This is a genomic window from Chryseobacterium arthrosphaerae (assembly GCF_001684965.1).
GTDB classification, from domain to species: Bacteria; Bacteroidota; Bacteroidia; order Flavobacteriales; family Weeksellaceae; genus Chryseobacterium; species Chryseobacterium arthrosphaerae.
Genome location: NZ_MAYG01000001.1, coordinates 1,687,734 through 1,701,354, shown reverse-complemented (window position 1 = coordinate 1,701,354; position 13,621 = coordinate 1,687,734). Strand labels below are relative to the sequence as shown.

Here is a 13,621-nt window from a genome sequence, read left to right as displayed (position 1 = left end):
TTTTATTCAAAATTAGAAGATTATTCCATTTTAAAAGGGTACAGTTCATTAAAATGTAACCGGTACAGATTTAAGATCAATTCTCTTGACTTAATATGAATCCGGGCTTTCTGGCATCATCAAACCACAATTGTTTATGCCGGATTCTCCATACTTATAAAAATACATGTAAATTTGTTTGATACAGTTGACGGGTGCGTATGAAGCCTTATAAATATGAAATTTTTACATCGGTTATAGAAGAACAGATCCGTAATGGAGCTGTAAAGGAAAACGACCGTCTTCCATCTGTCCGGGAAATCAGGAAAACATACCGGCTGAGCACAAGTTCCGTTCAGAGCGGTTTTGAATACTTGCTGATCAGAGGACTCATTAAAAGCAGCCCACGGTCCGGTTATTTTGTGGCAGCCCAAACCCAAAACGGGGAACACAGGAAAACAGACCGGCTCCCACCGGTTGTCAGGAATGAGGCATTTATGAAAAATATGATGCTGACCTCCAAAAGGATTTCCGAAGCCGGTTTCTTTAATGCTGCAGCTCCCGGTGACCTGCTCATTCCCCAGAAATTAATTCTGAGAACCATGCAGGAAGTGATCCGTGAAAAAGGCGCATCTCTTCTCAGATATTATCCTTCCAACGGGCTTGAGCCTTTAAGATATCAGATCGCAAAACAGATGAACAGGTATGGCTGTCTGCTGAATCCTGATGAGCTGATCATAACCGATGGTGCCTTACAGGCCCTCACCATTGCATTGAAATCTGTGACCAAACCAGGAGATATAGTGGCTGTAGACAGCCCGTGTGTATTTTCTGTCCTGGAAGTTATCACTAATCTGGAACTGAAGGTCGTTGAAATCCCGGTCTCCTGCGACAGTGGTTTTGATCTGGAATCCTTCCGTACAGCTTGTGAAGAAAATGATATCCGTGCTCTGGTCGTCACTCCGAATTTTCATAATCCTACAGGAACCCTCATGAGCGATAGTACCAAGAAAGATCTGCTGGGCATTGCTGAAAACTACCGGGTAAGCATTATAGAAAATGATATGTATTCCGACCTCTATTTTGGAGAGAAAAGACCCTGCAGCATCAAAAGTTTTGATACTAAAGGGCTGGTCATGATGTATTCTTCATTTTCAAAGACACTGGCACCCGGTATCCGTTTAGGATGGCTGTATGCCGGAGATCTTTATTCAAAAGCAGAAAGGGTGAAATTCAGTTTGGGAAGATCGGTTTCGCCCGTTTACCAGGAACTGATTCTTAAACTTTTGCAAGGCAGCAGCTATGAAAGGCATCTGCGGACATTCAGGAGAAAACTGAATGATCAGGCTGTTCAGTTATCCGGTGTACTGAAAAAATATTTTCCCTACGGTTCATGTTTTTATAAGCCGGAAGGAGGGTATAGTATCTGGGCACAACTAACGGAAAAGACAGATATGGAGCTGTTTTATCAGTATTGCGAAAAACATGGCATCATGTTTACTCCCGGGGAGACCTTCTCTTTTTCTGGCTCATACAGTCATTATTTCCGGATTGTTTTTTCAGAAAGAATTACGGCAGAAAGTATATCCCTATTGGAAAGTGCAGGCAGAAAAGCAAAAGAACTGCTCTTGTGAGGCATTCTTTAAAAATGTTTTATTTTACTTCACTTATTGCATATTTCAGATTTTTGGTCCTGTCAATTTCCAGCTGCGGTATAGCTTCCATGTTTTTAAACTCAAAGCCGTCAATCCATTTTTCTCTGGTAAGATCAATATCTTCCCCGGAAATGATATGCTTCTGAAAGAAATAGGTAATGTCTCTATCCAGATATTGCTGTACTAGATCCAGAAACAGTTCATCCGTAAATTTCAGTTTCTTTTCCGTACATTTCTTCAGCAATTCACGCATCAGGTCGTCCAGGGATTTTCTGTAGCGGGATTTCAGCAGGATCTGATTATCCAGCCAGAAAGCAAAAATGGCCCCCCGCCGGTACGGTACCTTTTCTACATCACGGCTTTTCCAGAAATCATCTTTTATCTTATAATTCGGAATGTCCCGCTGCGGATTTTTCCAGTGGTTCCTGATCACCTCACTGTTGAATAACCTGAGCCATTCGTCAGCAGAAATATCTTTGATGCGTAACCTGTTTTTATAGGTGTAATAGTCGGTAAAGCCTTCACTGAACCAATAATTGAGCTCTTCATTTTTATTCTGGATCTTATTTCCGATCCATTCATGCATCAGCTCATGGTGAAGAAGATAAAGGTAAGAATTCTTATCATTAAAAGGATTATTGGTGCCCTGGATCATAAAAGCATTTTTAATGGCAGACCCTGTTGTACTGTATCCTTTGAAAAGGCTGTCTTTCTGTGAAACGGTAGGCGTCATGGTAACGGTGAAGTAATTCTGGTCATAATCTTTCCAGAAATCCCTTTGGGACTGTACTGCTTTTTTTAGGTTTGAAAATAAGAAATCATCTGTAAATCCGTTGTGCCACTGATCTCTTAAGGCAAAATAAACCGGCTTGTTCTGTACTTTAAAAGAGTAAAACCTATAGTCACCTCCTGTAAACAGTGAGTTGTAGAACCCATCCCAAAGCGTAGTTTTGATATTCTGGGCCCTGGCCTGGGTGGCAAAATTATTATGAAGCCTGAATTTTGCCGGGAATTCCAGCCATTCAACTGAAAATTCAAATTCCCTGTCTTCCGGATTTTTGGTAAATGACAGGGGGACCATGAAAAGGTTTTTACCCAATACATGAAAGAACGTATTATTGATTCTTGGGCGGTTGAATATGGTATAGCTCGGATCTTTAAAATCCTGTCTGATATGATAAATAAAGGAAACTTTATTTCCCTCTTTCATATTGATTTTTATTCTGCTCTTTTCCGGCTGGGTTTCAAAACCGATGTCCGGGTTCTCCTCTTTTAACAGGGTAAGAGTATTGAAAAGATTTTTCTCGCCCCAGTTTTCATTGGCAAAATAAAAGGAAAGGGTATCAGATGGTTTTTTAAGAGTATAATCAACCTGTACTTTCAGTCCGTTTCGCTCAAGGTCATCATTATAAAATATTTTATAGCGGATGCTATTCTGAGAATAGGCGAGCAGGGGCAGCAGCAAGGCCAGGATGAATAATTTTTTTACCATGGATAAAGTCGTTTTTTCCAAATTTAAAATAAAAACTAAGAAAATGAAGATTTCTCCTGTGTTTTTTAGCCTTTTTATTTTAGTTGTCAGAGGCTGAGTTTTTCAGCCGGCAATGCCTGAACAGCGGCAAAAACAAGATTTTTAAAGGCTCAATAGTATCAGAAACGTACTTTTATGCTGATTAAAGTGAAAATTTTAGCCATTTTAGCCAAACTTTTTTCGCTCCAGTTAGGCTGGAATCACCATAAAACCTATATTTGCAGCCTAAATTTTTAAATAAATGAAAGAACTAATTGAAAAAATCAACGCAGAATTTGAAGCGTTCACAACTGAAGCTAACCAGCAAGCAGAAAAAGGAAACAAAGCAGCAGGTACAAGAGCTCGTAAAGCAGCTTTAGAGCTAAGCAAACTGTTCAAAGAATTTAGAAAAGTTTCTGTAGAAGAAGCTAAAAAATAATTCGTTCGCTGAACCGGTTCATTTTGAGCCGGTTTTTTTATCCCCTGCCTTGTCAGCAGGCTCAGATTGCAGTGTTAAAATTTTCCTTTTGTGCTCTCTGTTTCCCAAAATTAAATTCCAAAAGTTAAAAACTATTAATTTGTACTCTGTTTTGTGTTCAACGTATATATTTGTGCCGTTAATTTAAAACTGATATACCCGATACATGAAACACTCTTATCTATTATTCATCCTGTTTTTTGGAGTATTCCACAGCCAGCAGCTCAAAGTGGTGGATGCGGAAAGCGGAAGCCCGGTACCCAATGCAAGGATCCTTCTGAAGGATCAGATTGTATATACCAATGAAGATGGCATAGCCCCTGTCAGCAGTGATGCACCGGCTTTTGAAGTTTCCGCTTCAGGTTACCAGAAGGCGGAGGTCCGGAATTTCAGCCCGCAGATAAAGCTTAAACCTCTGTATAAAGATATCGGAGAAATAAAGATTGTAAATGTAGATGTTAAAAAGATCTTTGAAGATGTTGCTAAAAATTATCATAAGCGGTATTATAATGCCCCTTCTCTCTATGATGTAGTCTATAAGGAGAAAAGTTTTGACAACAGCAAACTGTTTTTCCTGGTCATTGCTGAAGCAAAATTATGGGCCAGTGACAATATGTATAATTTCAAACAGGGTTTACGTAAAGATTATGATGAGATTCTCCAGATGCAGCTGAACAATGTGAAATATTTAAAAAACATAAAGTCAGACAGTATTTTCACCGGTAAAACCAACGAATTTTCTCATGAATATCTTGGGAATTTTTTCCTGAATTTCGAACTGTACAGGGAACTTCAGCATCTGAAAATGAAAGAGACCAAATGTACCGGAAGACTGATCTTTGAAGAAGGAAACGAACAGCTGATCACTTTCAAAATTAGTTCTGCAAACGGAGTGCACATGAATGGGGAATTTAAATACAATACTGCAGACAAGGCTATTACTTATTTCGAAACCCATTATTTCCAGGAAAACTATCCGGTAGTCCAAAGGAAAACCACTGATGGGAAAACGTTCGATTATAAACTGGGGGATGCTTCGCTGATCTTTGATTTCTATAAGAAAAACGGTTCTTATATTCCTGCCATGACCAGGCTTGAGGGAGATAAGTTTACCTCTTATTATAACGATGAAACCCATGTGAGAAAGTTCAGCCGTGAGATGGTCTACAACACCTTTACCCCGTCTGATAAAAAGGGACTGGATCCGAAAGTAGACTTTAAGATCAGCATCTGGAATAATGATACGGTGAAAGAAAATAAAGTGAATACTACATTGCTTTCAGAAGAGGAAAAGGCTTTTGTGAACGGGAAGTAATTCACTTGTAATGATGCATCAGTTTACCAGGAATCAGTATATTCTATGTCTCTATGGGGTTTATCTTTTAACAGCATAGGGACATAGTTTTTTATGCTCTTTACGTCTTCAATATTCAATTTAATTTTAAGCTCTCGCAGATTGTGCAGATAACGCAGATCTGATTGGAAAATCTGCGCAATCCACGAGCTATTATTGATCGAATTAAAAAAGAATTGGAGAATCAAAACATTCAAAATATTGAAGAAATCCTGTAATAGATATAGCAGAGTTCTTTATAAAAATCTGCGCCATCTGCGAGATGTTCTATCCACTAATCCATGGACGAAAAAAGAATCCGTACATCAGCAGTTGAAAAAATATGAATTCACTCCATAAACAGCAAAAACATTCACAATATCGTTGAACAGGAACTTTTTTGTATTCATTCCTTCATCATCTCCTTAATTTCCTTTATCTTTAAACCAATCAATATATATTATGAGGATAAATAGATTTTTTGCAGTGCCCGCAGTAATGCTGGCTGCCCAGTTTTCATGGGCTCAGGTAAAAGTAGACCCGAAAGAGAGGCTTAACCCTATCGTAAAAAGTTTTGTAGATGAGGTAAATAACAATTCACAGCTGGAAAATATGGCGTATGAACTGTTGGATGGTATCGGGCCACGCCTTGTGGGAACACCGGAAATGCTTGCCGCCAACGAATGGAGTGCCGGAAAGCTTCGTTCATGGGGAATAGAGGCCAATCTTCAGCAGTTCGGAACGTGGAAAGGGTGGCAGAGAGGAACGACGCATGTAGACATGACCTATCCACGGGTAAAGTCACTATCCGCTACCCAGCTGGCATGGAGCCCGGCTACTAAAAAAGCCATTGAAGCTGAAGTGATCATCCTTCCTAAAGTATCTTCCAAAGCAGAATTCGACAGCTGGCTTCCTTCTGCAAAAGGAAAGATCGTACTGATGGCACAATATCAGAAAATAGGACGTTCTGATGAGCAGATCAAAGAATTTGCAACACCTGAGCTGTATGAAAAGCTGAAAGCAGAAAAAGAGCAGGCTGCAAAGGATTTCACGGCGTATGTGAAAAATATCGGCTATGACAACAATACGCTTCCTGAAGCATTGGAAAAAGCAGGTGCAGTGGGAATTGCCATTTCAAACTGGACCGGAATTATGGGAGCCAACAGAATATTCGGAGCAAAAACATCAAAGATTCCGATGGTCGATATTGATGTGGAAGACTATGGAATGCTTTACAGAATGGCAGAGAAAGGAGCACAGCCTAAAATTAAGATCGATGCCCAGTCTAAAATACTTCCTGAAGCGAAAAGCTTCAATACCATCGGGATGATCAAAGGGAAGGAAAAACCGGATGAATATGTAATTCTTTCTGCCCACCTTGATTCATGGGACGGAGCTCAGGGCGCTACAGACAACGGAACGGGTACCCTTACCATGCTGGAAACCATGAGAATCCTTAAAAAGTATTATCCGAACAACAAAAGAACCATCGTAATCGGACTTTGGGGAAGCGAAGAGCAGGGGCTGAACGGTTCCAGAGGCTTTGTGGCAGATAATCCCCAGATCATCAAAGGAGTACAGGCTGCTTTCAACCAGGATAACGGAACCGGTCGTGTGGTCAATATCAGCGGCCAGGGGTTTGTAAAAGCCTATGACTATGTAGGAAGATGGCTTGAAGGTGTTCCGAAGTCGGTAAGAAGCCATATCAAAACGGATTTTCCGGGAATGCCCGGTGGAGGTGGTTCTGACCATGCTTCATTTGTAGCTGCCGGAGTACCGGGAATTTCTCTGGGATCCCTGAACTGGGGGTATTTCGGATATACCTGGCATACCACCAAAGATACCTATGACAAGATCGTTTTTGATGAGGTAAAAAATAATGTGGTTCTCACCGCAGCATTAGCCTATATGGCCTCTGAAGATCCGGAATTCTCTGACAGGGAGAAAAGGGTAATGCCACAGGATGAAAAAGGAGAAACCGTAAAATGGCCTGAAGCCAAAGAACCGAGAAGAAGTTCAAAGGATTATAAATAAAGATTTAATTTAATTGGACTTTATACAGAAAAGGCTGTCTTATGGCAGCCTTTTACTATTGATATTTAATATATTAAATTTTTGGAATTTATTGATGTGAATAGATATTATGTAAAATAAATCACTATATTTGGATAAATAATAAAATTAAAACAAATCTTATAGATTTCAATAAAAAGCAGCTGTTATCAGTTAAGTTTCTTTTTATGCCATACTTCTTTTTCAGGCCATAGGTGCACATCTAAAAAATCTGTGTATTCGTGGCAAACCCATAAGAGACCACTCAAAAATGAGCGGTCTCTTTTTAATGCATTACATGCCAGTATCGTTTCATTGGCCGGAGTATTATTGAGAATATTATTTTTTAGATTTAATCATATATCGAAGCATTGTGCTAACTCCCTTTATTGTTTACATTATCTGTTTTATTCAACATTCCGGTTTATATTTTTATACGGTTTTACGACTCCTGCGTTTGATTTTCTATTGTACATATAGCTGTTGTATTGTATGAAAATAATTGCAATAAAAATGCAAATGATTACAAAATAATGTAGCGGCCGGATTTTTAATTTTAAAAACCTTTTAGAATTAAAAAACACAAAATACATTATGAAAAAGAATATTTCGAATCGGGGAAACTCCGTTCAGGAAAGTGATTCTGCTGTGAACCTCTATTTTGTAAAACAGGGAGAAACACTGGAAAGCATATCCTGGGATCTGAACCTTGAAAATTATGAATACCTCCGGGAATACCACAATGTGCGCTGTAGCCCGTTGGATCTTATTCCCGGAGATGGAACATTAAGACTCCTGCAAAAGCTTTGTATTCCGTCATCAGATGAAATACAGGCCATCAACAGGACGATAAGGGAGAACGGTGAAAGCCTGCGTTATCTTCTTCCTGAGGGGAGTATCCCATTTGATATCAGCCTGGTCAACGGCGATTATGCTGTAAGACAGACTGAAAGTGATGACGGAGTGCAAAAATCCGAATATGCCTATGAATTGCATTTCACCTATGTAAAAGAAGAGGAAGGAAGGTATTATGTGCAGTTTTCAATGGGTGGTTTTAAAAAAGACGGTGAAGAACCCGGGCAGAAAATCAGTAGCCTTGCCGCTGATTTTGTGAAAATAATTTATCCGGTAACCCTGATCACAGATCATTCGGGAAACTTTGTAGCGGCAGAATCTCATAAAGAGATTACAGAAATTATCCGTGAAATTGAAAAACTGAAAAATTACCATACAGGGCCCTATGCTGCATCTCATATTGACCAGATGAAACAGACAATGGCAGATCCGCAGAATATGTATAATAGTTTAAAGAAAATGTTAGCCATACAATTCATTTTTAACCGCTTTTATCAGGCACATTATCACTCAAAGGATACCACATTTCCTTATAAGGATGAGTTGTCATGGCTGGCTCCGGCTTTACCTGTCAGGATGGAAATGATACATCAGATTTTGCCGCAGACAGATTCCGGGTTCATAGAGCTCTTACAGAAAGGAAGATCGGCAGATTACCGTACTGTTCAGGAATTGTATTTTACTCATCAGGATTATGATGAGCATATCAGGCCGCATCCGGCATCTGTAGGAGCCCGTCATAAGGCTTTATATACTTTGGACGGTAAAGATTTTTCTATTCTGAAGATCAATGCTGCAACGGAACTTCAGATGCCCGGTTATGAGAAAAAAATAACTTTTGAACTGGAAAAATTAATAGGCCACAATTACCATTGATACCCACCATACTTACATCACTATTATAATGACAGAAAGTTTATCTGCCCATGACGGCAAGCACTTTATCGTCCGGAAAGGCAAAGCCTGCTGTAACCAGGGAGATCAGTTTCCCCGGTTCATGGTTACATCCCATCAGAAACATTACTGGAATCATAAAGACGCAACAGCAGATTATCTTGCGGTAACAGAAGATGATGTACAGTTTGATCCACCCGGACCAAGTTTTGGAAAATGTAAATTAAAACCCACCTCTGCCGGGTATCTTCCCTGCGCTTTTGCTCCTGCCGGAAAATGGAAGAAAACATATGAAAAGACCAAGGTGATGGGTAAAAGCTGCCTTTCGGAAATTTCTGAGCTGATGTGCTGTACCGGCGGAAAGATTACCGTAAAGGAACACGGCCAGACGTCTGTTATGAACCGGCAGAATATAACGTTTGCTGATTCCGGGGCCTATCATATGATCAATCCGTTTATAGATTTAAAAGAATTTCAGAAAGAACTGGAAGATCCGGATCCCGTGTATGAATAATCTTCAAAATGAACAGATATGGCAAAATTGACTATTACAGGAAACACCAGGCCTACAGTGGGAGAAACGGAAATGTATTCGCTTTCTTTATCCGATCCCTTTACACTGCTGAATCCCGTTGCTTTTCCACTTACGAAGATAGAATGGAATATTCATGTCCAGGATAGGAAAGGGTGGCGCATAACCAATGGAAATCTGAAGGAAGGGACACTGGTGACCTATAAATTTACAGATAAAAGCCTCCAATATAAAGCCCTTAAAATTGAAGTGATCAGAGGGAAAGACAAAGGAGATCTGTATATAAAACCTCAGCCTGCTGAGAATCCCGGAATAACCCATGTGGAATTGCTGGATATTCATTCTAAAAGGATTCCAAAGGGAAAGCTCATGCATTATACCGATACGATAATTGTCAAAGCCTATTGTGTCGGGATGTTCGGGCAAAAGGTTGCTTTTACCCTTTGGGAAGACGATGCAACAGGTAAAGGGCACGATCCTGTCGTGAATATGATGAATAAGATCAATAGAATTCCTCTTACCGGTGAGGTAGATCATGAAGGAGTTGCCAGGGTGGTCTTCCTGCTTCCTGCTTATACGCTGGCAGTTCAGATCGCCAATGCAGGAGTTGCCAAAGGAGATAAGAACGAAGGAAAAACACATGAATATTATGTAACTGCAGAAGTGATTTCAAAACATATTCTCAAAGCCAGCCCGAATGTGAATGTAGCCAATCCGGGATATATCCCTCCGGTGTCTGATCAACGTAAATCAAAGGAAATTTCTTTATCCGGAAATGGATCAGCACAGAATAACCCGAAGCCGAAGGAAAATACAGCCAAATTTCCACAAACCCCGGCGGCAAAGAAACAGGCAGATCCGGAAGGAAGAATTCTGAGTGCAGAGTTTACAGATGGTACAGGAAAAACTTTGAAAAATGCCGGAACAGGAGATATCGTTTCCATTAAAATAACCTCTCAGAATATGAAAGGGAAGAGTGTAAAGGTAAAGATCTGGGAAGAAGACCTGATACGCTACAGCAATGATCTTTTATACGAAATCCCGGTAGTGTTGGCCTATGATACGTATAATTTTATCAATGGAATCCCGCTTACCAGAAAGATGTATGCCAAAGGGAATGAATGGGGCGAAGGATCTTCACAGGAGTACTTCATAGAAGTGGAGCATCTCAATACCTCCGTCACTTCCTGGGTAATTCCGGTAAATCCGGATGCTGAACCTGTGAAAGTGGAGGATAATGATTCTGTAGTGATTATTAAAGAGAAAAAACAAGAACGTATTGAAAAAGCAAAGATATGTGAATGTGAAGCCAGACTGAGAGCTTTTATGAGAATGATAAGGATTGGTGAAGGTACTGAAGATGAAGCCGGTTATACCAGAATAGTTGGAGGAAGCAGTTTTAAAGATCATGGAAAAGACATGAGCACACATCCTAAAGTTTATATTGAAAAATATGATTCTACGGCAGCAGGGGCTTATCAGATTACTAAAACAAATTGGAATAGTGAAGCTTTTGCAAAGTGGAGAATTGATAATAATGTCAGTGATTTCTCTAAAGAAAGCCAGGATATTTATTGTGCTTATCTTATTATTAAAAAGAAAAAAGCATTTGAAAATATTAATTCTAATGATATTGACGGGGCTATTGATAAGTGCAGTAAAGAATGGGCAAGTCTTCCAGGCGCAGGTTATGGCCAAAGAGAGGAGAGCAGAGAAAAAATTAAAACAAAATATAAAGCATTTTTACATCAAGAACTGTCTGATAGCAGTAACCTGCATTTAAAAAAAGGATTCTTAAAAAGATACTTTGGAATCCATTGCTGTGATACCATTCTAAAAACGGAACAAGATAAATCTGATGATATTATGATCATTTTTGATAAAAATATTGAAGTTGAAAGACAAAAAATTGTTTCTGAGAAGACAAAAAATATTCTGAAAAAGGCAGCCAGGTCATCTGGAAATAAAAAGATAATCATAACAAGTACTATAAGATCTCCGAGAAAACAAGCGGAAGCAATGTATAATAATGAAAGTAACGGAAGACATATTAAGTATGCTTCTCCCGGGAGACAAGTACTAAATGTTTATAATTTAATGAAAAATCAAGGAAAAGAGAGAACGATTAATGCAATGGTTGAGAAAATCAATGAGCTATCCAGACAGGGTAAAAGAGTGTCATTGCACTGTGTTGCAGAATCAGAATATGCAAAATTAAACATTCTGGATGTTTCCTATACCAACGGATTAGTTAATTATCAGCAATTTATATTGGATTTGGCAAAAGATATTTCGGTGATAAAGATCATTCATCCTATAGTAAGTGTTGGAACTAAAGGAAAAATAAATTACGATAATGGAGAACCTGCAATTCACATAGAAATTCAACAGTAATGATGAAATTATACCTGATATGTATTCTCCTGATGTTTTCATGCAGTGGGAACAGTAAAAAAGCAGAGAAAGAACCCCTTATTCATGAAAATTCTTTATTCTCTTCAAAAGCCGGTAATCTTTCTGGCTGTAATCTGAAATATAATGAACTTGGTTTAGCCGTAAAATCAAATAATTTAAAAAGAGTTCAACAGCTTTTACAAAATGGAGCCGATATTGAAACAGCAGGAGAAGATGATTTCAATGCGTATGGAGCGTTATATGTTGCTGTAGTGGCTGGAAACGGGGAAATGATTAAACTCATTATTAAAAATAAGGCCAATGTTAATCCGATGATAAATGATGAAGGCTATACCTTAATGATTGCCGCTATACAATCCGGTAAAATAAGTACTGTCAGAACATTAATACATTCAGGCACAAAAATAAATGCGGTAAATGATATTGAAGGAAATAAAAAATTTGTTCCGCTTCTGGTAGCCATCATCAATGAGCAATCTGATATTTTTAAATTATTGATTGATTCAGGAGCAGATCCTTTTGAAAAGAATTTCGAAAATATTTCTGCATATGATTATGCTAAAGAGCATAATGTGAGATTTTTATCATTATTTAACGACAGGAAATATGACAACAAAGAGGACACGGTTATTGTTGAAGGGATATATAAAAATGATTGTAAATCTGAAACAGGGCTGATAATCCTGGATGCTGAAAATGCATATCTGGACTTAATGACCCATGATGGCTATGTAAGATTGGTGATGGCTATTAAGAATAATGATATTTTTTTCAATTCCCTGGCAGCAATTACACGTTTAAACAAAACATTAGACTGGAAATCCATTTCCTTAGAAAAGCCGGTTCTGAGAATAGAGCCGGTCTCTGAAGATAAAATTTCAGTACATTGGACAGGGTTTTATGATTCAAGGATAAAAACAGTAGAAATTCCGGAAAACCCATTTATTATTGAAGGAAAGAAAGACCGTATTATTGAAAGATGTAAATAAAATAACCGAGGCAAACGATACGCTTGCACCGGCAAAAGCAAAAACTCCAATACTGTTTATTAAACAGTATTGGAGTTTTCAGTTAAAAAATATTCCTGCTACCAAAAGGTTATACATACAGTTCCAGGTCCGGAAAAGCTGCAATAGCTGGCTGGTAATCATCAGTGTTCAGATGCCCGAATCCGTATTTACAGAAAATAAATGATAGGGTATTCGATTGTGAAGCATCATAATCTGTCTGGGTATCACCAATATATACCGTGTCTTCAGGAGATAAGTGATTTCTCTTCATTATGAGCTGTATATTCTCTGATTTTGGTTTTTGGGTCCGGCCATGGGACTCAAAATCGGTGAACAGGTCATTGAACTGATAATATTCTAAAAATGCTTCGATATACCCATCCTGGCAGTTGCTGACAATAAACAGGCGGTGATCTTCAGAAAGCTTTTTCAGGGTTTCTTCAACACCCCTGTACAAGATGCCGCCACGGGCACGCAGGACCTCTTTTTCCTTCGCTATGATGTTGGAAAGAACTTCCTGTACCTTCTGGTCAGAAATACCGGATACAATATCTTTGATGATATCTTTAGCCAAAAGTCCCATATAAGGGTTCATATCTTCAGGTTTCAGCTCCCTTTCGATCAGTTGATGTTCATACAAAACATCGTTCCATATTCCGATGATCGTCGACCGGGGATCCCAAAGTGTTCCGTCCAGATCGAAAATTAAATGTTTATACTTCAAAATAGGTATTTAATAGTGTTGGTTAATTAGGCAGTAAGCAGGAGGCAGGAGGCAGTAAGCGATAGGCGGGAGGCGGAAGTCACTGTCTGCTTTTTATATTTGATCATGAATAAAACTGATCAAAACAAAATGAAAAGTCAGAAAGCTGTTATTGATGACTTAAAAAAGTACTTCTCTCTTCCAG

Annotated in this window: 10 protein-coding genes; 8 read left to right on the top strand and 2 right to left on the bottom strand. The window is 38.8% G+C overall.

Features of this window, described 5'->3' with window-relative positions; all coding sequences use genetic code 11:
• Positions 1 to 200: 200 nt before the first annotated feature.
• Positions 201 to 1,613: an aminotransferase-like domain-containing protein gene (locus tag BBI00_RS07775; RefSeq protein WP_065398231.1), complete on the top strand. Its 1,413-nt coding sequence runs from the start codon at positions 201 to 203 to the stop codon at positions 1,611 to 1,613.
• A gap of 19 nt (positions 1,614 to 1,632) precedes the next feature.
• On the opposite strand, the gene BBI00_RS07770 is transcribed toward BBI00_RS07775, so the two are convergent.
• Positions 1,633 to 3,126: a M1 family aminopeptidase gene (locus BBI00_RS07770; protein ID WP_065398230.1), complete on the bottom strand. Its 1,494-nt coding sequence runs from the start codon at positions 3,124 to 3,126 to the stop codon at positions 1,633 to 1,635.
• 280 nt (positions 3,127 to 3,406) lie between these two features.
• On the opposite strand from BBI00_RS07770, the gene BBI00_RS07765 reads away from it, so the two are divergent.
• The 7 genes from BBI00_RS07765 (at position 3,407) to BBI00_RS07735 (ending at position 12,692) form a co-directional block, all read left to right on the top strand.
• The gene (locus tag BBI00_RS07765) at positions 3,407 to 3,583 is read left to right on the top strand and encodes a histone H1 (RefSeq protein WP_002978882.1); all 177 of its coding nucleotides are present in this window, start codon (positions 3,407 to 3,409) and stop codon (positions 3,581 to 3,583) included.
• Positions 3,584 to 3,788: 205 nt separating this feature from the next.
• On the top strand, positions 3,789 to 4,937 hold the full coding sequence (locus BBI00_RS07760) for a carboxypeptidase-like regulatory domain-containing protein (RefSeq protein WP_065398229.1): 1,149 nt from the start codon (positions 3,789 to 3,791) through the stop codon (positions 4,935 to 4,937).
• Between the two features lie 480 nt (positions 4,938 to 5,417).
• Positions 5,418 to 6,989, top strand: coding sequence for a M20/M25/M40 family metallo-hydrolase (locus BBI00_RS07755; RefSeq protein ID WP_065398228.1), 1,572 nt, complete (start codon positions 5,418 to 5,420; stop codon positions 6,987 to 6,989).
• Between the two features lie 612 nt (positions 6,990 to 7,601).
• A complete protein-coding gene (locus BBI00_RS07750; protein ID WP_065398227.1) occupies positions 7,602 to 8,738 on the top strand; it encodes a hypothetical protein in 1,137 nt (378 codons plus the stop codon).
• Positions 8,739 to 8,766: 28 nt separating this feature from the next.
• On the top strand, positions 8,767 to 9,270 hold the full coding sequence (locus BBI00_RS07745; RefSeq protein WP_065398226.1) for a DUF4280 domain-containing protein: 504 nt from the start codon (positions 8,767 to 8,769) through the stop codon (positions 9,268 to 9,270).
• A gap of 18 nt (positions 9,271 to 9,288) precedes the next feature.
• Entirely contained in the window at positions 9,289 to 11,682 is a 2,394-nt protein-coding gene (locus BBI00_RS07740; protein ID WP_065398225.1) for a glycoside hydrolase family 24 protein, read from the top strand.
• The gene (locus BBI00_RS07735; RefSeq protein ID WP_065398224.1) at positions 11,682 to 12,692 is read left to right on the top strand and encodes an ankyrin repeat domain-containing protein; all 1,011 of its coding nucleotides are present in this window, start codon (positions 11,682 to 11,684) and stop codon (positions 12,690 to 12,692) included. The genes BBI00_RS07740 and BBI00_RS07735 overlap by 1 nt, the downstream gene beginning before the upstream one ends.
• 109 nt (positions 12,693 to 12,801) lie before the next feature.
• On the opposite strand, the gene BBI00_RS07730 is transcribed toward BBI00_RS07735, so the two are convergent.
• Entirely contained in the window at positions 12,802 to 13,437 is a 636-nt protein-coding gene (locus BBI00_RS07730; protein WP_065398223.1) for an HAD family hydrolase, read from the bottom strand.
• Between the last annotated feature and the right edge of the window lie 184 nt (positions 13,438 to 13,621).

Bases quoted from the DNA above. Each gene is read 5' to 3' on its own strand.
- BBI00_RS07775 (WP_065398231.1), top strand. From the start codon at position 201: ATGAAGCCTTATAAATATGAAATTTTTACATCGGTTATAGAAGAACAG.
- BBI00_RS07770 (WP_065398230.1), bottom strand. From the start codon at position 3,126: ATGGTAAAAAAATTATTCATCCTGGCCTTGCTGCTGCCCCTGCTCGCC.
- BBI00_RS07765 (WP_002978882.1), top strand. From the start codon at position 3,407: ATGAAAGAACTAATTGAAAAAATCAACGCAGAATTTGAAGCGTTCACA.
- BBI00_RS07760 (WP_065398229.1), top strand. From the start codon at position 3,789: ATGAAACACTCTTATCTATTATTCATCCTGTTTTTTGGAGTATTCCAC.
- BBI00_RS07755 (WP_065398228.1), top strand. From the start codon at position 5,418: ATGAGGATAAATAGATTTTTTGCAGTGCCCGCAGTAATGCTGGCTGCC.
- BBI00_RS07750 (WP_065398227.1), top strand. From the start codon at position 7,602: ATGAAAAAGAATATTTCGAATCGGGGAAACTCCGTTCAGGAAAGTGAT.
- BBI00_RS07745 (WP_065398226.1), top strand. From the start codon at position 8,767: ATGACAGAAAGTTTATCTGCCCATGACGGCAAGCACTTTATCGTCCGG.
- BBI00_RS07740 (WP_065398225.1), top strand. From the start codon at position 9,289: ATGGCAAAATTGACTATTACAGGAAACACCAGGCCTACAGTGGGAGAA.
- BBI00_RS07735 (WP_065398224.1), top strand. From the start codon at position 11,682: ATGATGAAATTATACCTGATATGTATTCTCCTGATGTTTTCATGCAGT.